Annotated in this window: 32 protein-coding genes; 31 read left to right on the top strand and 1 reads right to left on the bottom strand. The window is 32.9% G+C overall.

Annotated features, from left to right (window positions below):
• The first annotated feature begins 15 nt into the window (after positions 1-15).
• The 17 genes from RT412_RS10240 (at position 16) to RT412_RS10160 (ending at position 15,199) form a co-directional block, all read left to right on the top strand.
• Positions 16-1,668 (top strand): hypothetical protein, encoded by a 1,653-nt coding sequence (locus tag RT412_RS10240; RefSeq protein ID WP_313343238.1) that lies wholly within the window; start codon positions 16-18, stop codon positions 1,666-1,668.
• Positions 1,669-1,674: 6 nt separating this feature from the next.
• On the top strand, positions 1,675-2,379 hold the full coding sequence (locus RT412_RS10235; protein WP_313343235.1) for a SprT family zinc-dependent metalloprotease: 705 nt from the start codon (positions 1,675-1,677) through the stop codon (positions 2,377-2,379).
• 162 nt (positions 2,380-2,541) lie between these two features.
• Positions 2,542-3,003, top strand: a complete 462-nt coding sequence (gene rimP / locus RT412_RS10230; protein WP_313343232.1) for a ribosome maturation factor RimP — start codon at positions 2,542-2,544, stop codon at positions 3,001-3,003.
• 11 nt (positions 3,004-3,014) lie between these two features.
• Positions 3,015-4,076, top strand: a complete 1,062-nt coding sequence (gene nusA, locus RT412_RS10225) for a transcription termination factor NusA (RefSeq protein WP_313343229.1) — start codon at positions 3,015-3,017, stop codon at positions 4,074-4,076.
• The gene (gene rnpM / locus RT412_RS10220; RefSeq protein ID WP_313343227.1) at positions 4,073-4,342 is read left to right on the top strand and encodes an RNase P modulator RnpM; all 270 of its coding nucleotides are present in this window, start codon (positions 4,073-4,075) and stop codon (positions 4,340-4,342) included. The genes nusA and rnpM overlap by 4 nt, the downstream gene beginning before the upstream one ends.
• Positions 4,335-4,628 (top strand): ribosomal L7Ae/L30e/S12e/Gadd45 family protein, encoded by a 294-nt coding sequence (locus RT412_RS10215; RefSeq protein WP_313343225.1) that lies wholly within the window; start codon positions 4,335-4,337, stop codon positions 4,626-4,628. The genes rnpM and RT412_RS10215 overlap by 8 nt, the downstream gene beginning before the upstream one ends.
• A 14-nt stretch (positions 4,629-4,642) precedes the next feature.
• Positions 4,643-6,862, top strand: coding sequence for a translation initiation factor IF-2 (gene infB, locus RT412_RS10210; protein WP_313343222.1), 2,220 nt, complete (start codon positions 4,643-4,645; stop codon positions 6,860-6,862).
• 31 nt (positions 6,863-6,893) lie between these two features.
• Positions 6,894-7,271 (top strand): 30S ribosome-binding factor RbfA, encoded by a 378-nt coding sequence (gene rbfA, locus RT412_RS10205; protein WP_313343219.1) that lies wholly within the window; start codon positions 6,894-6,896, stop codon positions 7,269-7,271.
• Positions 7,228-8,226, top strand: coding sequence for a bifunctional oligoribonuclease/PAP phosphatase NrnA (locus RT412_RS10200; protein WP_313343216.1), 999 nt, complete (start codon positions 7,228-7,230; stop codon positions 8,224-8,226). The genes rbfA and RT412_RS10200 overlap by 44 nt, the downstream gene beginning before the upstream one ends.
• Positions 8,223-9,098, top strand: coding sequence for a tRNA pseudouridine(55) synthase TruB (gene truB, locus RT412_RS10195; RefSeq protein ID WP_313343213.1), 876 nt, complete (start codon positions 8,223-8,225; stop codon positions 9,096-9,098). Before RT412_RS10200 ends, truB begins: the two co-directional genes overlap by 4 nt.
• A gap of 17 nt (positions 9,099-9,115) precedes the next feature.
• Positions 9,116-9,868 (top strand): FAD synthetase family protein, encoded by a 753-nt coding sequence (locus RT412_RS10190; protein WP_313343210.1) that lies wholly within the window; start codon positions 9,116-9,118, stop codon positions 9,866-9,868.
• A 134-nt stretch (positions 9,869-10,002) separates the two neighbouring features.
• Positions 10,003-10,266 carry a 30S ribosomal protein S15 gene (gene rpsO, locus RT412_RS10185; protein WP_179238067.1) on the top strand — a complete coding sequence of 88 codons (264 nt, stop codon included), beginning with the start codon at positions 10,003-10,005 and terminating at the stop codon, positions 10,264-10,266.
• A gap of 104 nt (positions 10,267-10,370) precedes the next feature.
• On the top strand, positions 10,371-12,464 hold the full coding sequence (locus tag RT412_RS10180) for a polyribonucleotide nucleotidyltransferase (protein ID WP_313343207.1): 2,094 nt from the start codon (positions 10,371-10,373) through the stop codon (positions 12,462-12,464).
• Between the two features lie 224 nt (positions 12,465-12,688).
• Positions 12,689-13,063, top strand: coding sequence for a GntR family transcriptional regulator (locus tag RT412_RS10175; RefSeq protein WP_313343204.1), 375 nt, complete (start codon positions 12,689-12,691; stop codon positions 13,061-13,063).
• Between the two features lie 2 nt (positions 13,064-13,065).
• Complete coding sequence (locus RT412_RS10170) at positions 13,066-13,914, top strand: ABC transporter ATP-binding protein (protein ID WP_313343201.1); 849 nt, start codon at positions 13,066-13,068, stop codon at positions 13,912-13,914.
• Positions 13,911-14,522: an ABC-2 transporter permease gene (locus RT412_RS10165; RefSeq protein ID WP_313343199.1), complete on the top strand. Its 612-nt coding sequence runs from the start codon at positions 13,911-13,913 to the stop codon at positions 14,520-14,522. The genes RT412_RS10170 and RT412_RS10165 overlap by 4 nt, the downstream gene beginning before the upstream one ends.
• A 176-nt stretch (positions 14,523-14,698) precedes the next feature.
• On the top strand, positions 14,699-15,199 hold the full coding sequence (locus RT412_RS10160; protein ID WP_313370313.1) for a hypothetical protein: 501 nt from the start codon (positions 14,699-14,701) through the stop codon (positions 15,197-15,199).
• A 2-nt stretch (positions 15,200-15,201) separates the two neighbouring features.
• Here RT412_RS10160 and RT412_RS10155 read toward each other — a convergent pair whose 3' ends face one another.
• Positions 15,202-15,567: a hypothetical protein gene (locus tag RT412_RS10155; protein ID WP_313343194.1), complete on the bottom strand. Its 366-nt coding sequence runs from the start codon at positions 15,565-15,567 to the stop codon at positions 15,202-15,204.
• 273 nt (positions 15,568-15,840) lie between these two features.
• On the opposite strand from RT412_RS10155, the gene RT412_RS10150 reads away from it, so the two are divergent.
• The 14 genes from RT412_RS10150 to RT412_RS10085 all read left to right on the top strand — a co-directional run bounded on the left by RT412_RS10150 (position 15,841) and on the right by RT412_RS10085 (position 24,821).
• The gene (locus RT412_RS10150; protein WP_313343192.1) at positions 15,841-16,398 is read left to right on the top strand and encodes a DUF3795 domain-containing protein; all 558 of its coding nucleotides are present in this window, start codon (positions 15,841-15,843) and stop codon (positions 16,396-16,398) included.
• A 65-nt stretch (positions 16,399-16,463) separates the two neighbouring features.
• Positions 16,464-16,979 (top strand): DJ-1/PfpI family protein, encoded by a 516-nt coding sequence (locus tag RT412_RS10145; RefSeq protein ID WP_313343189.1) that lies wholly within the window; start codon positions 16,464-16,466, stop codon positions 16,977-16,979.
• A 19-nt stretch (positions 16,980-16,998) separates the two neighbouring features.
• Entirely contained in the window at positions 16,999-17,856 is an 858-nt protein-coding gene (locus RT412_RS10140) for an aminoglycoside 6-adenylyltransferase (protein WP_313343186.1), read from the top strand.
• A 200-nt stretch (positions 17,857-18,056) separates the two neighbouring features.
• Positions 18,057-18,749 (top strand): class I SAM-dependent methyltransferase, encoded by a 693-nt coding sequence (locus RT412_RS10135; protein WP_313343183.1) that lies wholly within the window; start codon positions 18,057-18,059, stop codon positions 18,747-18,749.
• Between the two features lie 74 nt (positions 18,750-18,823).
• A complete protein-coding gene (locus tag RT412_RS10130) occupies positions 18,824-19,153 on the top strand; it encodes a TIGR04076 family protein (RefSeq protein ID WP_313343180.1) in 330 nt (109 codons plus the stop codon).
• A gap of 138 nt (positions 19,154-19,291) precedes the next feature.
• On the top strand, positions 19,292-19,777 hold the full coding sequence (locus RT412_RS10125; RefSeq protein ID WP_313343177.1) for a GNAT family N-acetyltransferase: 486 nt from the start codon (positions 19,292-19,294) through the stop codon (positions 19,775-19,777).
• A gap of 337 nt (positions 19,778-20,114) precedes the next feature.
• On the top strand, positions 20,115-20,540 hold the full coding sequence (locus tag RT412_RS10120; protein WP_313343174.1) for a GNAT family N-acetyltransferase: 426 nt from the start codon (positions 20,115-20,117) through the stop codon (positions 20,538-20,540).
• 287 nt (positions 20,541-20,827) lie between these two features.
• Positions 20,828-21,448: a methyltransferase type 11 gene (locus RT412_RS10115; RefSeq protein ID WP_313343171.1), complete on the top strand. Its 621-nt coding sequence runs from the start codon at positions 20,828-20,830 to the stop codon at positions 21,446-21,448.
• 112 nt (positions 21,449-21,560) lie between these two features.
• Positions 21,561-21,926 carry a hypothetical protein gene (locus RT412_RS10110; RefSeq protein WP_313370315.1) on the top strand — a complete coding sequence of 122 codons (366 nt, stop codon included), beginning with the start codon at positions 21,561-21,563 and terminating at the stop codon, positions 21,924-21,926.
• A 36-nt stretch (positions 21,927-21,962) separates the two neighbouring features.
• Positions 21,963-22,457: a peptide deformylase gene (locus RT412_RS10105; RefSeq protein WP_313343166.1), complete on the top strand. Its 495-nt coding sequence runs from the start codon at positions 21,963-21,965 to the stop codon at positions 22,455-22,457.
• 103 nt (positions 22,458-22,560) lie between these two features.
• The gene (locus RT412_RS10100; RefSeq protein ID WP_313343163.1) at positions 22,561-23,028 is read left to right on the top strand and encodes a hypothetical protein; all 468 of its coding nucleotides are present in this window, start codon (positions 22,561-22,563) and stop codon (positions 23,026-23,028) included.
• A gap of 148 nt (positions 23,029-23,176) precedes the next feature.
• Entirely contained in the window at positions 23,177-23,677 is a 501-nt protein-coding gene (locus RT412_RS10095; RefSeq protein WP_313343424.1) for a GNAT family N-acetyltransferase, read from the top strand.
• 107 nt (positions 23,678-23,784) lie between these two features.
• A complete protein-coding gene (locus tag RT412_RS10090; RefSeq protein ID WP_313343160.1) occupies positions 23,785-24,285 on the top strand; it encodes a GNAT family N-acetyltransferase in 501 nt (166 codons plus the stop codon).
• On the top strand, positions 24,282-24,821 hold the full coding sequence (locus RT412_RS10085) for a CDP-alcohol phosphatidyltransferase family protein (RefSeq protein WP_313343158.1): 540 nt from the start codon (positions 24,282-24,284) through the stop codon (positions 24,819-24,821). Before RT412_RS10090 ends, RT412_RS10085 begins: the two co-directional genes overlap by 4 nt.
• Positions 24,822-25,010: the final 189 nt, after the last annotated feature.

The following is a 25,010-nucleotide window of genomic DNA, read 5'->3' as shown; positions in this document are numbered from 1 at the left end:
ACGGGGGCATTTCATATGAAAAAGTATTTTATTTTAGTAATAATTTCATTTATATTTTTGTGTTCATGCAACAGACAGGCGGGTAATATTATTTCAAATGAATCACCAACAGAAAACAGCATTAAGAAAGAGCCGGAAGCTGATTATTCAAAGGTGCATGAATTTACTGTAATGAATGAAAAATATGCATGGGGATATGATCTTAATGAATCTACACCTATTACATATGCCATGGGCTTGTTGGTTGATTTGAATAAGCAGGATAAATTTGTTGATGATTCAACTATTACAATACCACACGAAGCTGCAAAGGAAATTGCATCTCTCTTTATTGATAAGGAGTTAATAAAAAAGGGAAGCTATAACGGCAACTATTTTTATCCCCTTCCAAAGTATCCGGACATCAGTCTTGAACCATTTGAAATTAGTGATGTAAATGGACAAATAAATGTATTGTACGGAAGGTTTGTCAACAATGATGACGGAAGTAAGCATTGGCTTTATCCCGTAAGGTATACGGCAGTACCTTATATATTGGCAGAAGAGGATATTCCGGATATTTTATCGGACATATATGAGGCGGGAGAACAGATGTACCGAATTATCCATGTTGAAAATATCTATGATATGGACAGTGCAAAAGAAATATATACAAATAACGGCTATGGTGAATTATTAGTGGGAAAATCATATGATATATCAAGCCCTGAAGATGTAGTGGAAATGTCAAAGCGTGTGAACAGCGGTTTGTACAGTGAAATATGTTCAACCTACAATCTTATGTGTGATATTGATATGAACGGTATTGATTTTATGTCCATGGGTAAATATCCGGATTACATGGAACAATATGACCTCAGAAGACCCAATAAAATAGGATTTTGCGGAATTCTTTACGGCAATAATCATTCAATAAATAACTTGAATATTGCTGCGGAAGCAGACGAGTCTGAATATATGAATAATTATTGTGGGTTTTTTTCCATATTAGGCCAGGAGGCAGAGGTAAGGGATTTGAGCATTATAAATGCAGATATAGAAAATATGGGTGAAAATTACTCTGTAGGATCCGGGATACTTGCCGGCAGAATATATGGTTCAAAAATAGAAAATTGTTATGTGAGCGGTACAGTTAAGGGAACTGTGCTTGTTGGAGGATTAGCAGGTGAATCATATGGCGGAGATAAATTAAACGGAGAAGAACTAAGGTGCGAAATCATTAAATGTAATGCTGACGTTGAGGTTTTCGGCGAAAGCTGGATTGGCGGATTTGTAGGAAGCAATGGTGCTGATATAGTAAATTGCAGCGTCAAGGGTATTGTTACAAGTGATGAAATCGAGGATTACAAGAGAAGCTCCTTGGAAAATATGCCATTTGGTATAGGCGGGTTTACCGGCTTTAATTCAGGGCATATAAGTAACAGCGGAAGCGGTGTCTGGGTAAGGACAATGGTTAATGTAAAATGGGTCGGTTCATTTATAGGATACAGTCAGGGCGATGGCGATGCCTATGAATGCTTCTACAACAGTACTGTTTCACACTGGGATCCATATGGATTATCTTTGAGATATACTTATAATAATGATATAACCGGTTTACCGAATAAAGAGTATTATGCAAGATTGGCTGAAATTGAAGAGATGGGAATCATTAATGAAGCAGAGTAGATAATAATGGACAAAATAACTGTAGAAAACATAGATATAGAATTGGTCAAAAAGAAAATAAAGAACATTCATCTGTCTGTTCGTCCTCCGGATGGAAGGGTTAGCCTTTCTGTACCATACAGGATGGATGAAAAAGCAATAAAGCTCTTTGTAGAATCAAAACTATCATGGATTAAAAAACAAAGAAAAAAATATTCTTTACAGGAACAACAAGTCGAGAGAGCATACGTATCAGGTGAAAGTCATTATTACTTTGGTGAAAGTTATTTGTTAAATGTATATGAAACGACAGGCAGACAGCATGCTGAGCTTAGAAATAACAAATATATTGACTTATATGTAAGACCTTGCAGTACGTCTGAAAAACGTGAAAAGATAATGACTGAATGGTACAGGAATAATTTAAAGCAAATTATTCCCGAATATATTGAAAAATGGGAAAAGATTATCGGCGTAACAGTAAATGAATGGAACATAAAGCTTATGAAGACCAGATGGGGAACATGTAATGTACGAGATAAAAGGATCTGGATAAATCTTGAACTTGCCAAGAAAAATCCAAGATGTCTCGAATACATAGTTGTACATGAAATGGTACATCTATTAGAAAGATACCATAATGATATTTTTAAATCGTATATGAACAAATTTCTTCCGAATTGGAAGATTATCTGTGATGAATTAAACGGCTTAACGTTTGACAACAGTTAAGTTAACATATAAATAATATGTATTGAAAATTTGTGAAAATTAAAATTTATATTTGATTATTTAAAATAACTGTGGTATAATATAAAAAAGATTATTTTTGACAGAAAGAGTGGGGTTGCCCACTCTTTCTAATTGTACTAAGTATTGGGAAAGGAAGAATAAATGAATAAAAAATCTATAGAAAGCTCGATTCAGAAGATAGTTAAAGAGATAGTACATAATACTGAGATTGAATTGGTAGATATTGAATATGTGAAAGAAGGACCATTTAAATATCTAAGAATATTTATTGACAAACCCGGAGGAATTACTGTGGATGATACGGCCGATATTAGCAGGGTACTTAATAAAAAGCTTGATGAGGTTGACTTGATAAAAGAACAGTATTTTTTGGAGGTATCCTCTCCGGGAGTTGAAAGACCCTTTAAAACCGATGCAGACTATCAGAAAAATATAGGTGAAACAGTAGAAGCTAAGCTTTTTAAACCAATGGACGGTAAAAAGGCATTTAAGGGTAAATTAATTGAAAAAAATGAAGACAGTGTAGTAATACAAGCCGAAGAAATAATTACAATTGAACTTAAAGATATTTCTAAAATAAATAAAGTTATAGAGGATTTTTAGTGGAGGACGTTATGAACAAGGAAATATTAAGTGCGTTAAGCGAATTAGAGAAAGAGAAAGGAATTCGTAAGGACGTTGTATTGGAAGCAATCAAGGCTGCTTTAGAAACAGGTTATAAGAAAAATTTCAGCAAAGCAACTAATTTCAGTATCGATATTGATGAAGAAAACGGAGAATATAAATTATTTCAAGATAAAGTGGTTTCAGAAATCGTTGAGAACCCCAATCAGGAAATTTCTCTTGGTGAGGCAAAAGCTATTGATGGCAGATATGAAGTTGATGACATTGTAAAAATTGAAATTAAGCCGAAAAAAGATTTCGGCAGAATTGCGGCACAAACCGCAAGACAGGTAATACTTCAAAAAATTCGCGAGGCAGAAAGAGAGTCCATATTCAGCGAATTTTACGGCAGAGAATCAGACATTCTTACAGGTATAGTTCAAAGAGAAAGCAAGGGTAATATTTATGTTGATCTTGGTAAAATCGAAGGTATAATAACGAGCGGAGAGCAAATACCGGGAGAGGTATACAATCCTGGTGACAGAATCAAGACGGTAATAGTAGAAGTTAAGAATTCCGGAAAGGGTGCAAGCATAATGCTGTCAAGAAGCCATCCTAATCTTGTAAAAAGATTGTTTGAACTTGAAGTTCCGGAAATTCATGACGGTATCATTGAAATTTATTCAATTTCAAGAGAAGCAGGTTCAAGAACTAAAATTGCCGTATTTTCACACGATCCAAATGTAGAACCGATCGGTTCATGTGTCGGTAATAAGGGAGTAAGAGTTAAAAACATCATAGATGAAATCAACCAGGAAAAAATCGATATAATTATTTATGATAAAGACCCTGAAAAATTCATAGCCAACAGCTTAGGACCTGCTAAAATAGTTAGGGTTACAGCTAATGAAAAGGAAAAAAGTGCCGTTGCCGTGGTACCTGATAATCAATTGTCGCTTGCAATAGGAAAAGAAGGACAAAACGTAAGATTGGCAGCAAAGCTGACCGGTTGGAAAATAGATATAATCAGTGAATCTCAGGAAAAGGAAAGAAGCTCAGAGGAGGAAATATGAAAGTAAAAAAAATTCCCATGAGAAAATGTATCGGATGCATGGAAAGCTTTCCTAAAAAGGAACTATGCCGAATAGTAAAGACAAAGGAAAATGAAATATTCTTTGATACTACAGGTAAGCTTAACGGCAGAGGTACATATATTTGTAAAAAAACTGAATGCTTTGAAAAAGCAATAAAATCAAAGAGATTATCAAAATCTCTTGAAGCGGAAATTCCTGAGGAAATTTACGAATCTATAAAGCTTGAGATAGCAAAAAATGAATAAAATCTATTCTATGCTGGGCATAGCGAAAAAGGGCGGCAATATATCAATTGGTTACGATGCAACGTTAATAAATATTAAAAGCAATAAAAGTGAATTAGTATTATTAGCATCTGATGCTTCAGATAAAACCAAAAAAAATGTTCAATTTGTTTGCGACCAATATAATGCAAAGTATATTGAATACGGGGAGAAAGAATTCCTGGGAAAATGTCTCGGGAGAAAGGTGGTGAGTGTTTTGTCAATTACTGATAAGAACATAGCATCATATATAATTAATAATATATAAACGGAGGTGGCTTAATGAGAATATATGAACTTGCAAAAGAATTAAAAATGAATAGTAAAGATTTGGTTGTATTAGCCGAGCAAGAATTAGGAATTACTATTAAGAACCATATGAGTTCTATAACCGATTTAGAAGTTATAAGATTAAAAAAAGCTTTAAACATAATTAACAATAATAAAAAAGTAAAACCCGCAAAGGCTGCAAAAACTGAAATAATAGATGATGAACCGTTGGTTGATGAAAAAATTGATTTAAATCATGCGAAATTTAAAAAGGTAGATAAAAATTTGATTGCGCCTGTTAAGAAACCGGTACATCAAAAACCTGCTCCAAAAACAAACAATGATGAAGTTAAAAGTGCTAAGGATTTTAATCAGAAATTCCCTAAAAAGAATAACCAACAAAATAAATCTAAAAAACCATTCCAATCACCGGTACAACAAAAGCAAGAACCGGTAAAAAAAGAAATTAAAATTAAAAACATAGAAATTGAAGAGCCGATTGTGGTAAGAGATTTTGCCGACAAATTAGGTGTTCCTGTAAGTGCGGTAATATCAAAGCTTATACTTTTAGGTATTATGGCAAACATGAATCAGGAAATTGATTTTGAAACTGCAGAGTTAATCGGTGAAGAATTCAATGCAAAGATATCAAAAATTGAAGTAATAGATGAGCTTCAAAATTTAGAGGATTCTTTATCTAAGGAAGATGTAGACAATGAAGCTGACATGATACCAAGACCACCGATTGTAACGGTTATGGGTCATGTTGACCATGGTAAAACATCTTTATTGGATGCAATCAGAAATACCGCTGTTACAGCTCAGGAAGCAGGCGGTATAACTCAGCATATTGGAGCTTCTCAAGTTGAAATTAACGGAAAGAAAATAACCCTGCTTGATACACCGGGCCATGAGGCATTTACTGCTATGAGAGCCAGAGGAGCCAAGGTTACGGATATAGCAATAATAGTAGTTGCAGCCGATGATGGGGTTATGCCTCAGACAATAGAAGCAATAAACCATTCAAAGGCAGCAGGAGTTCCTATAATCGTTGCTGTAAATAAAATAGATAAACCAACATCTAATATGGACAGGGTAAAACAGGAATTATCAGAACAAGGAATAATTTCTGAGGACTGGGGTGGAGATACAATATTTGTACCTGTTTCGGCAAAGAAGCACATGGGTATAGAAGACTTGCTGGAAATGATACTTTTAGTAGCAGAAGTACAGGAATTTAAAGCAAATCCGAACAGAAGCGCTAAGGGTACTATTATTGAAGCGAAGCTCGATAAAGGAAGAGGTCCCGTTGCAACCGTATTAATAGAAAAAGGAACATTAAACAAGGGTGACGTTGTTTTAGTGGGAAGTGCCCACGGCAAGGTCAGAGCGATGTTTAATTCAAAGGGAAAAAGAATTAATCAAGCCGGACCGTCAGTACCTGTAGAAATATTGGGCTTATCAGAAACTCCGCAGGCCGGTGATATTTTGGTTGCCATGGATAATGAAAAGGATGCTAAAAATATTGCTGAAAAACGCAAAAATAAAAGACACCTTGAAACTATGAATGCTTCATCTAAGGTATCATTGGATGATTTGTTTGATAGAATTCAAAAAGGTGAAGTTAAGGATTTAAATATCATTATTAAAGCTGACGTAAGCGGTTCTATAGAAGCTGTTAAGCAATCATTGTTAAAACAAAGTATGGATGAAGTTAAGGTTAATCCAATACACGGAGGCGTAGGCGGAATCAATGAAAATGACGTTATGCTTGCATCTGCTTCCAACGCAATAGTTATAGGCTTTAACGTAAGACCTTCTATTGCAGCAATGGATCTTGCTAAAAAAGAAAATGTAGATATCCGTACCTACAATATAATTTATAATGCTATCGAAGATATCCAGCAGGCAGTTAAAGGTATGCTTGCACCTGTTTATAAAGAAGTAGTTCAGGGTAGAGCAGATGTAAGACAGACATTTAAGGTACCTAATGTAGGTATAGTAGCCGGTGTCTATGTAACAAGCGGCAAAATAACAAGAAAATCAAAAATCAGATTATTAAGAAATGATATAGTAATACATGAAGGAGATATATCGTCATTAAAGAGATTTAAGGATGACGTATCTGAATTAAATACAGGATATGAAGGCGGCATCGGCATTGAAAAATACAATGACATAAAAGAAGGCGACTCCATGGAAGCGTATATAATGGAAGAAATAAAAAGATAAATAAAAGATAAATTTAGAAAGAGGGTATAACATGTCAAACAGACGAAATAACAGATTGTCGGGAGAAATGAAAAGAGTTATATCTGAAGTTATTAGAAACGAGGTAAAAGACCCTCGTTTATCTGAACTGTTAAGTGTAACGGATGTTGATGTTATGGAGGATTTAAAATATGCAAAAGTTTATATTTCCGTATACGGCGACATTGAACCGACTCTTGAGGCATTGAGAAGTGCTAAGGGATTTATAAGAAGAGAAGTTGGAAAAAGAATAAAAATGCGCTTAACTCCTGAATTGTTGTTTGAAAAGGATGATTCCATAGAAAAGGGAATATATATGTCAAGTTTAATTAACAAGGTAATTGAAGATGAAGAAAGCAGGAAACCGAAAGATGAATCTGATGATGAATGATGTAACGGAAATATTTAATTTAATAAATAATTCTAAAAATATCTGCATCGCAGGACACAAGGCACCTGACGGAGATTGTATAGGGTCTGTAATGGCCCTGTACCATTTTTTAAAACCTCTTGATAAAAAATTGACTGTTTGTATTGATGGAATTATTCCTTATAATTACAAACAATTTATAAACGAAGATGTCCTGTTACAGGAATACAACAATGAAGAATTTGATTTGTTGTTTGTATTGGATTGCAGTGATAAAGAAAGATTGGGAAAGTTTAAAGATGTTTTTCATAAGGCAAAAACTTCTGTCTGTATAGACCATCATAAAACAAATGAAGGATTTGCCGACATAAATATAATTGATACCGAAGTCAGCTCTACAGGGGAGCTTTTATATGATGTACTAAAAACTTCCGGAAGAGGATTAACAAAACAAATAGCAACCAATATATATATAGCAATATTGACGGATACAGGTAAATTCAGCTATTCGAACACCAGCGGAGAAACTCATAAAATAACGGCAGAACTGATAGAGTTTGGGGTTGATATAGCACAAATTGACAATATCATTTATAATTCTAAGCCTTCTAATATAGTAAAAGCATATATAGAATGTATAAGCAGCTTAGAGCTTTATTATAACAATAAATTTGCGATCACATGCATTACAAAGGATATACTTGAAAGAAACAATGCGGAAATGGGTGATATAGACGGCGTTGTTGAATTTTTAAGAGAAATTGGAGAGGTTGAAGTTTCCTGTGTTTTAAAGGAATATGATTCAAACGATACAAAGATCAGCTTAAGGTCGAAAAATAATATTGATGTATCAAATATTTCGGTAAAATACGGCGGAGGCGGCCACGCAAAGGCAGCAGGATTTGAAATAAAGGAAACAATTGAGAACACTAAAAAAATACTTATAGAAACATTTAAGGAATATTTTCAAGAATGATGAATGGTGTATTGAACATATTAAAACCAACCGGAATGACCTCTCATGATGTTGTTAGTTCGGTAAGAAAAATATTGAATACAAAAAAAGTTGGGCATGCCGGTACATTAGATCCCAATGTTTCCGGAGTCATGGTTGTATGTATCGGCAAAGGAACTAAAATCAGTGAATATCTCATGAATCAAGACAAGGAGTATATTTGTGAATTGATTTTAGGACAAAAAACCGATACTCAGGACAGCTATGGAAAAATTATAGAAAAAAAAGAGTTCAATAATATAAATGAACTTACATTATTAAATGTTTTAGAGGATTTTAAGGGCAGACAGCTGCAGATTCCACCGGCGTATTCAGCAGTCAAATTAAACGGTAAAAAGCTGTATGAATATGCGAGACAAAATATATCGGTGGAAAAGGAACCGAAAGAAATCAATATAAAAGATATCAACCTCATAAAATACGAGAATAACAAGGTACTTATGAAGGTCAATTGCTCAAAGGGAACATACATGAGAACCTTGTGTAACGATATAGGCGAAAAATTAGGAACATTAGGATATATGGGCGTTTTAATAAGGACCGAGACAAAAGGTTTACATATTGAAAATTCCGTAACCTTAAGTGAGTTTAAATTCTTATTTGACAACAATAGGTTACAAGAATGCCTGATACCTATTGATAAAGTTTATCCGTTAAAAAAAGTAAATGTTCATATAGATTATTATGACCGGCTTAAAGCAGGCAATGAGGTATATGCGGAAGCTTATACAATAGAAGATGAGGAATTTTATATATATTGCAATGATGAGCTTATCGGAATCGGTAAAAAGATAAACAACAGCTTGGTAAAAGTAGAAAAAATGTTGATATAGAGACATAGGTGGAACTAATGAATAACAGAAGACCCTCTTGTATTGCCATCGGTAATTTTGATGGTATACATATTGGACATGATGCACTGATTAGACGAATGATTGGGCTAAGCAATGAAGAAAATCAAGACAGCATAATTATAACATTCAGATTTGTAAGAAAGGATTTAAGAAAATCTACTTACAATATTAAATATATAAACAGCAGTAACATTAAATTGGAGCTGTTAAAATCATATAATGTTACTGAAGTTGCAGAGATTGAACTTGATGAAGTCATATCAAAATATTCTCCTGAACAGTTTATAAAGGAAATTCTTATAGACAAATACAATGCAAAAAATATTGTTGTTGGCTATAACTTTACTTTCGGGCACAAGGCAAGCGGTAATGTAAACACGTTAAGGGAATTTATGGGCACATATGATTATAAGGTTGAAGAAATATTTCCCGTTAAGTATAATGGCATTGCTGTAAGCTCTACATTGGTAAGAAACTTATTAAATGAAGGAAAAATTTTAGAGGTTAACAAGCTTTTAATAAACAATTATACTATTTATAATAATGAACTAAATATAGATTATAATAAAAAAATTGCTTTTGCAGATAATAATTCAAGTATTATAATTCCTCCTGACGGAAGATATAAGGTTATGACAGGCGGAAAGGAAGCTTTGTTAACCATCAATACTAATAAAGATAACTCAATTTTGATTTTTGATAACTTAGAACAAGATGAAGATATAGTTTTCTTAGACAGAGCCCATTAAAAATATTTTAAATTTATGTTTACAAAAATATAGTATTATGGTAGAATTTATTGTATTTCCATAATCTAAGTTTTACGAATCCTCAACGTATTGCATGGATTATGGTGAAATAATAATTAATATGGAGGAATAATATGACAAAGGAACAAAAAACGCAAATTATCGAACAATACAGAATTAACGAAAAGGACACAGGATCTCCCGAAGTTCAAATAGCTATGTTGACTTTTAGAATCAACAATCTAACTGAACACTTAAAAGACAACAAAAAAGACCATCACTCAAGAAGAGGACTGTTACAAATGGTTGGTCAAAGAAGAGGATTTCTTAACTACTTAAAAAATAACGACATCGAAAGATACAGAAGTATTGTTGCAAGATTAGGATTAAGAAGATAATAATTAAGGAGCGGGGAGTCCCGCTCTATTTTTTCACTTACAGCATAAGCGGCTGACACCAAATCAAAGATTTGGGCCATCTGCTTAAATTAAAAGGAGGTAAAATGGAAGAACGTATTTTTAAATACATGCTTGCCGGCAGAGAACTTACGGTAACAACAGGCAAAATTGCAGAACTTACCAACGGTAACTGTATAGTAAGGTATGGCGATACCGTAATAATGGCAAATGTAACAGCATCTAAAGAGCCGAGGCAAGGAATAGATTTTTTCCCATTGAGTGTAGATTTTGAGGAGAAGCTTTACTCTGTAGGAAAAATACCCGGTGGATTTATAAAAAGAGAAGGAAAACCGGGAGAAAAGGCAATACTTACATCAAGGTTAATCGACAGACCACTTAGACCATTATTCCCGAAAGGATACAGAAATGACGTGTCAGTAACAGTAACGGTATTATCTGTAGATCAGGATTGTTCTCCTGAAATAGCAGGAATGATTGGATCATCTATTGCATTATCCATATCCGATATACCCTTTGAAGGACCTACGGGAGCCGTAAACTTAGGGCTTATAAATAACGAGTTTGTAGTTAATCCAAACAGCAGGGAAAGAGAATTAACAGATTTAAATTTAACAGTATCAGGTACAAAAGATGCAATAATGATGGTTGAAGCAGGGGCAAATGAAATTACCGAAGAAAAAATGCTCGAGGCAATTCTGTTTGCTCATGAAGAAATAAAAAAGATTTGTTATTTTATTGAAGAAATAAGAGCACAAGTCGGTAAAGAAAAATCAGATTATGTTAAATTTGTATGTGATGAAACAATTGAACAGGAAATCAGACAATATGCAACACCTATAATCAATGAAGCAATCATCGAAGAAGATAAGCTTACAAGACAAGAAAAAATTGATAACTTCAAGGCAGCAGCTAAAGAAATATTCTTAGAAAAATACCCTGAGAACGAATCGGATATAGAAGATGCTCTATACTCCATAATAAAAGAAAAGGTAAGAGAAAATATTCTTTTAAGAGGTATCAGACCTGACAACAGAACAATTGACGAAATAAGAAAAATAACATGTGAAGTCGGAATGCTTCCAAGAACTCACGGTTCAGCAATATTCACAAGAGGCCAGACACAGGTGCTTACAGTTGCCACACTTGGTGTATCAAGTGATGAGCAGACCTTAGACGGAATATCCGAAGAAACTTCAAAAAGATATATGCACCACTACAATTTCCCTTCATATTCAGTGGGAGAAACTCGACCTTCAAGAGGTCCGGGAAGAAGAGAAATCGGTCACGGAGCATTGGCTGAAAGAGCATTAGAGCCGGTTATACCATCTGTAGAAGTATTCCCATATACAATAAGATTGGTTTCTGAAGTATTAAGCTCTAACGGTTCAACATCCCAGGCATCAGTATGCGGAAGCACCTTGTCATTGATGGATGCAGGAGTTCCTATTAAAGCGCCGGTTGCAGGAGTTGCAATGGGCTTAATGAAGGAAGGCGACAACGTAGTTGTTTTAACCGATATACAAGGTATGGAAGACTTCCTTGGTGACATGGACTTTAAGGTTGCAGGAACTAAAGAAGGTATAACGGCTATTCAAATGGACATTAAGGTTCATGGAATAGACAAGAATATTTTAACAAACGCTTTAGAAAAAGCACATGTTGGTAGATTGTTCATACTTGACAAGATGCTTCAATGCATAGATAAACCGAGAGAAGAAGTAAGCAAGTATGCACCTAAAATTATTTCAATGACTATTAAACCTGATAAAATCAGAGACGTAATCGGTGCCGGCGGAAAAGTTATCAACAAAATCATTGAAGAAACAGGAGTTAAAATTGATATTGATGATAACGGATCAGTATTAATTGCTGCTGAAAATGTTGAAAATGCATACAAAGCTAAGAAAATAATTGAAAATATTGTTAAAGAAATAGAAGTTGGTGAAATATTACTTGGAAAAGTTGTAAGAATAGCTGCATTCGGAGCTTTCGTAGAACTTACAGACAACAAGGACGGACTTCTTCACATTTCTCAGATTTCTGACAAGAGAGTTGCAAAAGTAGAAGATGTATTAAATGTTGGAGACGAAATCCTTGTAAAAGTAATTGAAATTGACCAACAAGGCAAAATCAAGCTTTCAAGAAAAGAAGCATTAAAAGAAACAGAAAATCAATAAAATTACAGCATGAAAGATAGCAAATAAAATTGCTATTTTTTTATGCCCTAACCCCATTTGTACAAGCGACAGCGCAGTTCAAATGGTGGTAGGTCAAATGCACAGAATGTCAAATTTATGCGAGCAAAAGCGAGCAAATAAATTTGATGCATTCCCCTGCTTATTGTTGACAAAGGCTGTATAATGTGTATAATGGATATATACAATAATAATGGAGTTAGCTTATGAATATTATAATAAGTAATTCAAGCGGTCAACCAATTTATGAACAAATAGTTTCTCAGCTAAAATCACTTATCATATCAGGCGAATTGAATGAGGGTGATGCTTTGCCATCCATGAGAATATTGGCGAAGGAACTCAGAATCAGTGTAATCACAACAAAACGTGCATATGAAGAACTTGAAAGAGAGGGCTTTATAGTATCTTTTACAGGAAAGGGAAGTTTTGTTGCGAGTAAAAATATTGATTTAATCAGAGAACAGCAGCTTAAAGAAATAGAAAATTATATGCAGGAAATTATTAGCTTGGCAAATAATTGCGGTCTAAGGCTGGATGAATTGATTGAAATGATGACTTTGATTTATGAAGGAGAATGATTATGGAATATGCACTGCAGTTAATTAATGTAACAAAAGAATATAAAGATTTCAAGTTAGACAATATTAATATTAAACTGCCGCAGGGCTGTATAATGGGTTTTGTAGGAGAAAACGGAGCCGGAAAAAGTACAACTATTAAGCTTATAATGGATTTAATAAACCGTGATAGAGGTCAAATAACTGTGTTAGGGCAGGACAATAAAATTGACTTTAATTCAATTAAAGAAAATATTGGTGTCGTAATGGATGAATCAAGCTTTCCTGATAATTTAAATGCAAAAGAAATTAATAAATTCATGAAAAGAATTTATAAAACATGGGATGAAGATAAATTTTTTAAATTACTTAAGCAATTTTCAATTGCCGAAGATAAAAGCATAAAGGATTATTCAAGAGGAATGAAAATGAAGTTTTCTATAGCTGTTTCATTGTCTCATGATTCTAAAATATTGATAATGGATGAAGCTACAAGTGGATTAGATCCAATAGTAAGAGAAGAAATCTTAGATATTTTTTTAGAATTTATACAGGATGAATCAAATTCTATATTTATTTCATCTCATATTATCAGTGATTTAGAAAAAATCTGTGATTATATAACATTTATTCATAAGGGTAAAATCGTATTTTCAGAGCCTAAAGATGAATTATTAGAGAAATACGGCATATTAAAATGTTCAGAAGAGGAATTAGAAAAAATAGATACCTCTGCGGTCAAAGGGGTAAGAAAAAACAAATTCGGTGTTGAGACATTAGTATTTAAGAACAAAGTTAAGGGAAATTATGTTATAGATAAAGCTAATATTGAAGATATAATGTTATTTCATGTAAAGGAGCAGGTTTTATGATAGGTCTTATTATTAAAGATTTAATAAATTTAAAGAAGCTTTCGAAGGTTTATTTATTAATATTGTTATTTTACTTTATAGTAGGTATGGCAGGCGGAAATCAGGATATGTTTGGTGGAATGATAGTTATGCTTGCTGTTATGATTCCTATAACTGCATTGTCATACGACGAAAAAAATAAATGGGATAGATATGCTTTGACGATGCCCCTGATGAGAGGCACAATAGTTCTGAGTAAATACGTTTTAGGATTGATATTTCTAATTGCAGCTTTTACTTTAGCATTGATAACTAACATTATATTTACCGAAATTATTTTATATGAAAATCTTATGATTAATTTAACAACTTTCTCGGTTGGTATCATAATGATATCTTTTGTCCTGCCGATAATTTTAAAATTCGGTGTTGAAAAAGGACGTATACTCATGATGATAGTATTTTTTACACCGGTAGCCATTATAGTAATGCTGCCTAAATTAGGAATTCCGGCACCTGAGCAAGAAACAATAGAAATGTTTTTAAGATATCTGCCTATAGCAGCTATAATAACATATGTATTATCAATTTTAGTATCAATGTCAATCTATAAGAAAAAAGAGTTTTAGTAAAAGTTATAGAGGTTTAAAATAGCTATGAGAGTATAAAATTACATTTTGTACTCTCGTTTTATTGATGAGCATAAAGAAAAAATTATATCATAAACAAAATATCCTTATTGCATATAATACTACTGTAACACCTTTTTAATTTAAAAAATCAAAGAAAGGATATATTGAAAGATATGTATCAACAAAAATTGTTAGATTATTATATGAAGCAATGTAATAACTTATATTCTCCATACAACATACTTCCAAAACAATATGTATGTATATTGGAAAATTCCAAGGAATATGCGTTTTTGAGATTAAATATTTTTACTCAAAATGGTGAAACTGAAATATCTAATTTCGGTGTAACAATATATGTAACTGATGGTATGCAGAGAGATATTCCGATTATGTATTTAATATCCACATTAAATCCGTTAAGAATAGAATTACCTGTTTTATATGAATTAGGAACTCAAATTCAAGGACCTGAATATAACTTTTCTACTTACAATATACGAGTAGAGGCCTTTGGGTATTTTGCTAATATTATATATAACATACGTTTATTTTCTAACACAACGACCGATTTTTATATAGAAATGATTCCAATTTCAGAAATAAGGAGGGAACCTATTATTGAGGAAAGAATAGATATTCCTCCTCATCCAAGAGATATAACTATAAATTAATATTAGTCTCTGTTATTTATTTCTTCAGTTATTAATGATTTTGAGATAAACATTGCATTTATTATGCTTGTAAGGCGTTTATAATGAGAGGTGTCTCCAGCTAATTTTAATTTTGCCTTTTCACATTTATTTATAACAGAAGATACTGGTTTAAGTGATTCTATTAATTCATCTTTTGTATAAGTATCCGTAACATTTTCATCTGTCAGCAATGATTTTGAAATATACATTGCTTTGATTCTGTTCTTAAGGAGTGTGTGTTGAGAGGTACCCTCCTCAAATTTTAGCTGCATTTTTTCACATTTACTGATAGTAGATGATACGATTTGCAGCGCATCAGTTAATTCTTCTTTTTTGAATTTATCCATATCATTCACCTCGAATTTTTATTTTCACAATTTGAATTTCTATATGATTGTATCTTATAGACAGCACAAAAGCAATAATAGTGAACATTTTTTAATCGTTAAATTCATTTTAATGAAAAATTTCTATCAATCCAACTTCTTCCATAGTATAATAGTAATAATAATACTTGTGAAGTTGTTAAACTGATTTTTGATACTCCTTATGGAATGAGAAAATTTAATATTATAGTCGGTTTTTATGAGATAAACAGGAAATTTGAGAGGTACTTAAAAATGAAAGATTTTAACAGAACAAACTTGTCTTTTTCTCTTTGCGGTCTTAACTGCGGGTTATGTTCTATGTACTTAGATGGATATTGCCCTGGCTGTGGCGGTGGTGTCGGCAACCAATCTTGTGCAATAGCAAAATGCAGCTTGCAACATGGTAAAGTTGAATTCTGCTTTCTTTGTCCTGAATATCCCTGCTGGAGATATAAAGATATAGAGGAATATGATTCGTTTATTACACATCAACGACAGCTAAAAGATACTATAAAGGCACAGGAAATGGGAATAGAATCCTACTGTGAGGAACAACGCAAAAAGGTCAAAATTCTGAAAATGTTGCTGTCAGATTATAATGATGGGCGCAGAAAAACATTCTATTGTGTTGCTATAAATCTTTTACCATTGAAGGATATAGAAAATGTGATGAAACATGTTGCTGAAAATACTTTATTCAATAACCTTACAACAAAAAAGAAGGCAGAAAAAATAGTTTCACTTTTTCAAGATATTGCGGTTCAGCAGGGTCTTATACTTAAACTCCGCAAAAAATCAGTTAAAAAGTAAACTCCAATTTGATATTATAGTTAAAACTAAAGGGCAGATTCAAATAATCTGAGGAGAGATAATAGATGAAAGATATTTTTTTGGTATACGATACAAGTTGTTTTTATGAAATTGTTATTCTGAATTATTTTATGAGTTTTACAAAATGTGAAGTTATATTATGCTCATTGGATGGAAAAGCAATACGTACTACAGAAGGATATTCTGTTAATGTTGATACATCATTAAATAAAGTAAACTTAAGTGAAGTGAGAAGTTTTATCATACCTGGCGGAGATGTATCAATTATCAACAACAAAGAAGTTAAAAGCGTATTACAAGAACTGAAAAAGAAGAATGTTCTAATTGCCGGGATATGCGCAGGGGTTGATTTGTTGGATGAAGCCGGGATATTGCAAGATATAAAATCTACGCATTCTACAGATGAGGATGTAATAAATGATAGCAAAGTTATTACTTCAAGAGCCAATGGTTATGTTGATTTTGCAATTGAAGTTGCAAAAGAATTAGAATTATTTGAGGATGACACAGATTTAGAAGAAACTATTGATTTTTGGAAACATTATAAAAGGGTTCAATAAATATTTACGGAGATATAAAATGAGAACAGAAAGAGAAATGTTTGATTTAATCATTAGTGTTGCAAATTCTGATGAGCGTATAAAAGCTGTAGTTTTGGTTGGCTCCCGCGCAAATCCTGATTGTCATACGGATATATATCAGGATTACGATATTACATATTATGTGGATAGTGTTGAGCCGTTTTTCAATAATTTAGAGTGGATAGAAGAAAACTTTGGCAAACCATCTGTAATGCAATTACCTGAGCTTAGTACACACCCGCTTTTACCACCGGCAAATGACGGACATTTTACTTATCTTATGCTATTTCACGACGGAAACCGAATTGATTTAACAATCGAAAAATACCCATACATTTACAGTGGCGAACCTGCTATAATTCTACTTGATAAAAAAGGTTTTTTACCTGATATTGAAGCAAATCCATCATTTTTCTTTATAAAAAGACCGACTCCTGAAATATATCATAATACTTGCAATGAATTTTGGTGGTGTCTTAACAATGTTGCCAAAGGAACTGCACGTGACGAACTGCCATATGTCATGGACATGTTTTCCCGTTATGTGCGTGATATGTTAAATCAAATGGTAGAGTGGTATATCGGAATAAAAAACGATTTTAACGTTTCAGCAGGCAAAATGGGTAAGTATTATAAAAGATATTTACCTATAAACCTCTATGAAATGTATACATTAACTTATTCTAACAGTGATTACCACAATATATGGGAATCTGTTCTTACCGCTTGTGAGCTTTTTAGATTATTAGCATTAGAAGTGTCAAGCTTTTTTAATTACACCTACAATAAACAAGAAGATGAAAATATGATGAAATATATTTATTTTATTAAAAATAAATTTGATTATAAAGAATAACATTAGCTATAAATTCCCAATTTTAAGTGATAATTATTTTACAAATGTTCCACTGGATACTGCTGACAATAGCGTCCAACTGTATATAGAAGTTGGCGCTATGTGTGAAGCGCATTTGAAGTTTGTAACATTCTTCCGAATAATGTTATGAGCATTCTACGAAATTGATAAATTAGAATTTAACTTAGGGGGATGAAAATATGAAAAGGTATTCTGTTGACGAGAGCTTAGAAGCATGGGAAGCCAATGCCGAATTTTGGGACGACTGTATGGGAGAACAGTCGAATCAATTCCATAGGGAGGTTGTCAGACCCAAGGTAAGTGAGCTTTTGAATATAAAAGAAGACGATTTTATATTGGATGTTGCTTGTGGAAATGGAAATTACTCTGCCTATATTGCGGAACAAGGGGCAGACATAGTTGCCTTTGATTACAGCGAAAAGATGATTGCTCTTGCTCAAAAAAGGCAGTCAAAATACAGTAAGAAAATAGAGTTTTGCGTTATTGACGCAACAGATGAGCAGGCATTATTATCGCTGAGAAGAACCAGACCATATACGAAAGCAGTTTCTAATATGGCAATTATGGATATTGCCGATATCACAAAATTATTTCGATGTGTTAATGAGCTGCTTTCTGAGGACGGCATCTTTGTATTTGCAACACAACACCCTTGCTTTATGACATTAACAGAGAAATATTCAACTGCACATAGTTATTACGGCATAGCAATTAATGGTCAACCCAAAGAGCAGTGCTATTATCACCGCTCGTTACAAGAAATATTTGATCTTTGCTTTCAAAGTGGCTTTGTGATAGACGGATTTTATGAGGAAAGCTATGGGATAAAAGAAAAACCGGATGTGATTATTGTCCGGGTAAGAAAAATATAAGATAAATTCCATTTTAACATACGGATATGTTAAGGAGAATTTGCAAATTTTTTGTTCGATTTGAGGAAAAGTATATGAAAAAAGTGAGAATTACTGTGCTATGCAAGAAATTCTATCCGGATCTTGCGGATGAGTACTTGACAGATGGAAAAGAAGTGGGACCATGTCCATTACTGGATGTAGGAAATGAATTTATCTTTGAAGGCAGTGCGAAAATGCCGGAAGGGTTTTGCCCTTGGGCATGGATTGACATATATGGCAGTATTAGTGCAATGTCCTCCGGTTCTACTTTTAAGCCATGGAACAACAAGGATGGACAAACTATAGTGTGCTGTACAGATGGTATACGACCTGTTGTGTTCAATGTTGAGGCTATTGGTGATAATGTTAATTCAATTGAATAGCTTACGAAACAAAAGGAACTTTTACGTGTAAAAATACTGCCTATGAGAGATGTGGGATGATGAAAATCCTTGCCTTATTATGCTCAAATCTCTTGCTTAATGAAAAACAGTATAATTGTGAATTAATGAGGTGAAATAGTGATTAGAAAAGCATTTGAAAAGGACATTACAAGGATTGCAGAAATACTGGTTTTCACGAAACGATGTCATTACCGTCAAATATTTCAGGATGATTTATTTTCGTTTAATCGGCTGAATGTTATTGATACAGCAAAGGAATTTTTAAATAATTTAACTTTATTAGAAAACATTTTAGTATTTGATGATGATGGAATAGTAAAAGGAATTTTGAATTCAAGTACTGATAGAACACATAAAATAACAGAACTAAAAGAGTTATATGTTGAGCTCTTTTTTCAAAATCAAGGAATTGGACAAAAACTGATAGATTTTTTTCATGACCAAGAGCTAAAAAAAGGAATTAATATAATATATCTATGGGTTGTTGAAGAAAACAGAAATGCTATTTTATTCTACGAAAAGCATGGATATAAGTATTCCGGAGAAAAAAGATTTGTTGAGAGTACTAATATTGTTGAGATAAAGTATTATAGGTATTTTTAATAGTAAATTCTAATTTCGTAATGTTTGTGGACTAACTGAATACTTTTATGCAACTTCAAAAACTTGACTAATTATAAAACATAACATACAATATAAAAGAACAAATGTTCTTGATGGTGGATTTTCCGGGAGTGATGTTGTAATGAAGAGGAAAAAAGAAAACGAAATTACTATCTACAGCTCAACGGCAGAATATTTGAAGAATATTTACTGACAATGAGTTTTAAGAAAACGCAGTTATTAAGTAATACTTAATAACTGCCGCAGACAGAAAAAAAATAGTTAGATACAAAGATGTTGAGAGAATAGATAAATTGGAATTTAGCGAGGTGATTTTATGAATGAAATAGGAATTGAGATAAGAGATAGTTTAAATATTGATGAATATAATAATTTAAGAAAACAAGTTGGATGGGAACCTAAAAATCCAATCGTTGTAGAAAAAGCTATAAAAAATAGCACTATTGTGAAAAAAGCTATATATGATAATTTTGCAGTTGGAATGGCTAGAGCAATTGGAGATGGCATGTCATATCTTTTAGTTGATGTAGTGGTAAATTCAAAATATCAGAAAAAAGGAATAGGAAAAAAGCTTGTAAATTCTATAATAGATGAGATAAAAGAAAATACAATTGCTGGAGAGTATAGTACTATTAACTTGATATCGATAAAAGGTATGGAAAAATTTTATGAAAGTTGCGGATTTGAAGCCGTACCCTTCGGTTATAATGGGAACGGTATGAGAATAAAAATTGAAAAATAATTATTCAAATTCCAATTTGGCAGATTGACAGACTTAAGTTGGTATTGAAAAATTTGAACTAAGAGTTATTTATATTAGACAAAGAGGGAGAAGTAAGAATGAAGAGGAAACTTAGAATTATTAAACAAAATCCAAATGGAAATACAAGGAATATTTGTGTTTATTATCAATGGTTTTCATTTGACGTGTATTTTGATTCAAAATTCCCTGTACTATGAAGCATAGATGTAGTTAATAGACAGTGGTGAGAATTATATAATATTTATAGGAACTTATCGAGGTGAAATATGAGCAATCCATGGAAAGAAATCAAGCTATCAGATTATGAAAACCATATGAAATTAGATTCAATCTTACAGTTGCAGGCACTGAATCAAATTATGAAAAAACAATTCCTTCAATTTCCTGTCAAAACCATTATGGTTTTAGGCGTAGCAGGCGGAAATGGACTGGAACACATTAAACCGCAAAGCGTAGATAAACTGTTTGCGGTGGACATCAATTCAGAATATTTAAAAGCGTGTAAAGAACGTTATCCATATCTAAAAAAAATAATGCAACCTATATGTATTGATTTGCTAAGTGAGAACTGTTATCTGCCACATGCCCAGCTAATCATAGCAAACCTATTAATTGAGTATATCGGTTATGAGTGCTTCCAGAGAGTGATTGTAGGGGTTGCACCCGAACACGTTTCCTGCGTTATTCAAATCAATATTGATGCAGGGTTTGTATCAGATTCACCGTATATTCATGTGTTTGACAACTTGGAATGTGTACATCATCAAATAGATGAACAAGCTACGATAAAAGCTATGAATGATATTGGTTATAATATGGTTTGCAATGAAGAGACGGTATTGCCTAACAAAAAAAAATTAGTTCGATTTGACTTTCGCAGATGCTGAAAGATGCAAAAGATATTATTGCAGCAATAGATTTAATTGATGAAGCAATTATCGGCAAGGAAATTATATGCACGAACTCCTTACTACAAATTTCAATTTGCATATAAATAGGATGATAAGCAGAAATTCGCCTGGCAGTTTCAACTGCAGATTGTTTATATTAGGAGCATGTAAAGTTGGAAATTATGATTACTGTGTATCAGTGACACAGGTAATTGGATATTGGAGATCACTGACTGGGTCTAATCCTCATGATGGTCCATTAGAACCAATATTAATATATGTAGAACAAAACTCTATCAGGGAATCTTTTATGAAAGCTGTATCTGAAAGGGCAAAAGTTCTTAAAGCAAGAGATATTTTGGAGAAAGAGATTTATGATTCGCTTAATTTAACCAAATATAAATTTAATAATTCTAAATTTGATCTTGAGTTGCTTAATGGAAGAATAAACTCAATTATAGAGAGAAGCTTTTAACTCATAGACGTAAAAAAAAAGGAGATAATGAAGTATATGATAAGAGAAATATTGAGACTTGGCAATCCACAGCTATATGAAATAAGTGAAGAAATTACGGAGGCGGAGCTTGCTTTTTTGCCGGAGTGGGTAAAAGATTTACATGATACTCTTATGAATTATCGTAAAAAATATGGGGCAGGACGTGCAGTTGCGGCACCGCAGATAGGAATTAAGAAAAGGCTGCTATATATGTTTACAGATAAACCCTATATTTTCGTAAACCCGGTGATTAGTTTTCCGGATAATGAAAAATATATATTGAAAGATGATTGTATGTCTTTTCCCGGGCTGATAGTTAAGGTAGAGCGGTATAAACATGCGGATATTTTTTATTTGGATGAGAATTTTAATCCTCAAAAAATGCACCTGGAGGGCGATCTCTCAGAGCTATTACAGCATGAGTACGATCACTTAGATGGAATCTTAGCTACTATGCGTGCAGTTAACAATAAGTCGTTTTATCTGGAACAAATGAAGAGGGACTTATGATGCCCTTTTGAATAAAAGTAAAATCTATTACAGATTATTTGTATATGCAATGAAATACATAAAGAAAACAGTAATTAATTAAGAAGAATGAGAGGAGAACAAAATGGTACATTTAGTGTATTGTGATAATACAGGGAAAAAAGGTGAACGTGTTTTAGATAAAATTTTATCCGGAAGCAAGACAATGGTAGTAAGAGGAGCGGCCGGCCGCAAGATACCTCACAGCAGGGTGTTTGAAGGTGAGCCGGTCTACTTTATGGAAAAAGGAACATCGAATATTTCTTCATTTGCCATGGTAAGAAATGTTCAAAATTATGTGAAACTGACTGAGGATGAGATTATAAAGACACTGAATGACAATCAGGACAAGTTAAACCTGACTGAAAAACAAAAAGAGCGCTGGCACAAGAAATGCTTATGTCTGGTTGAATTCGGAGATGTTCAGCAAATCGAGCCGCCGCTTGCATTTGATCATCAGGATAATATGGACGATTGGCTGATTATTGATAAGATTGAAGATGTAGTAGTAGGAACGAGCGTACCTTACAACTATGAAAAATCTAAGTTTTAGAGGAGTAAAATAATCTTATGAATATTAATTCATATTCAATAAAAGCACATGACAATGGTGAGCCTGCTATTTATAGGCAGAAATTTAAATTACTGATTATTTATATTTTGAGAGGAAAAGTGTGAAGATAATAAAGTTAAAAGCAGAAATGATAAATTGTGAGTTGTTTTCTCATTTCCAACGACATCAAGCAGTATCAAAGTGCTGGCGTAAAGTTGATGGAAAGTGGTGTATTAAAGACGTTGTATTTACAGATGACTGGAATGAAGACGAATATAGTGAATTAATTGATTGCTTAATAAATACGATAATAAAAGGCGGTGTTGTATTTGGAGCATTCATAAACGGTGCATTGAAGGGATTTTCGTCTGTAGAGCCTGTTTTGTTTGGGAAAAATAAAGAATACCTTGATTTATCAAGCATACATGTCTCGGAGGATATGCGGGGCAAGGGTATTGGAAATAAACTATTTAGGCTATCAAAGGAATGGGCGCAAAAATATGGCGCAAAAAAGCTGTATATTTCAGCTCATTCTTCGGTTGAAAGCCAGTTGTTTTATCGGGCAATGGGCTGTGTCGAAGCACTTGAATATAATCAATCTCATGTAGAAAAGGAGCCGTATGACTGTCAATTGGAATGCCTATTATGAGTATAACACGAAGTAAACAAATTACAATTTGATATTATAGTTAAGAATAAGTATGAAAATATAAGGAGCAAATAGGATTATTTATACTTTTTAAGGAGTGTGATACAATGATACGACAAGCCACCGAACAAGATTGTAATGCATTGGGTATAATATATTGTCTTTCGTGGAAAGAAGCATATAAAAATATAATATCGGATGAATATCTGAATTCATTGACTATAGAGAACTGTACTCCAAATAAAATAAAGGCAAAAGATATTCTTGTTATTGAGGATAATGGAACTATAGTTGGGTTAGTAAACTTTGGGAAAGCCAGAGATGAGGGCTGTGAAAATGTAGGAGAGTTGCGAGCTATTTATGTTTTGCCGGATTTTTGGATGAAAGGGTTTGGTCAAATTTTATTTTCTTCTGCTGCAAAAAAACTTGAGGAATTAGGATATGCCAAATTCTATCTCTGGGTGCTAAAAGATAATTTTAGAGCAAGAAAATTCTATGAAAAAATGGGTATGCGAAATACCAATATTGAACAAATAATAAATATTGGCGGAAAAGATTTATATGAAATTAAATACGAATTTTCTTTTATTTATAATTACCGGGGGTGAAATCTATTAAAAACGTTCCTAACTGCATTACAATTATTAGAATATTCGCATCTGTCAGTTTGTTGCTTGTAAAACCATTTTCAGCATTTTTCTTTTTCTTTTATTTTATGTGTGGAGTTAGTGACGTTTTAGATGGATATATTGCAAGAAAAATGGATGTTTCCAGCAAATTCGGGCAGGTATTAGATAGTATTGCTGATTTGATATTTATTAGTATTGTGTTGTTAATTTTTATACCAATTATAAACTTTCCATTGTGGATTATCTGCTGGATAGTTGTTATTGCTGTAGTACGCTTGCTTTCAATAATTTTTGGTTTTGCAAGGTATCATCAGCTTGCTTTTTTACATACTTATGCCAATAAAGTCACAGGTATAGTATTATTTTTCTTTCCTTTTCTATTTTCTGTTTTCGGAAAAGAAATAACAGCAATTATTATTTGTTGTATAGCGAGCATTTCGGCAGCTGAGGAATTGTTAATTAACCTGACTTCAAAAACGCTATATAGAGATAGAGGTTCAATCTTCAGCAAATAAGTACATTCTTTACGGAAATTACAATTTGTCCGGTTGATTATATAACAGACAGAATACTAATCAACCAAATTTTAATCTATCATGAACATGATATTTAAACATTTTGATGTAATCTATAATATTCCTGTCAGCTTTTATGATATAAATTGGAATATGAACACAAGTTATTCATATTCGCGAATATCAAAG

Source organism: Sedimentibacter sp. (assembly GCF_032080165.1).
Classification (GTDB): Bacteria; Bacillota; Clostridia; order Tissierellales; family Sedimentibacteraceae; genus Sedimentibacter.
Note: the sequence above shows the minus strand (reverse complement) of the source record. Positions and strands in the feature narration are given on the sequence as shown.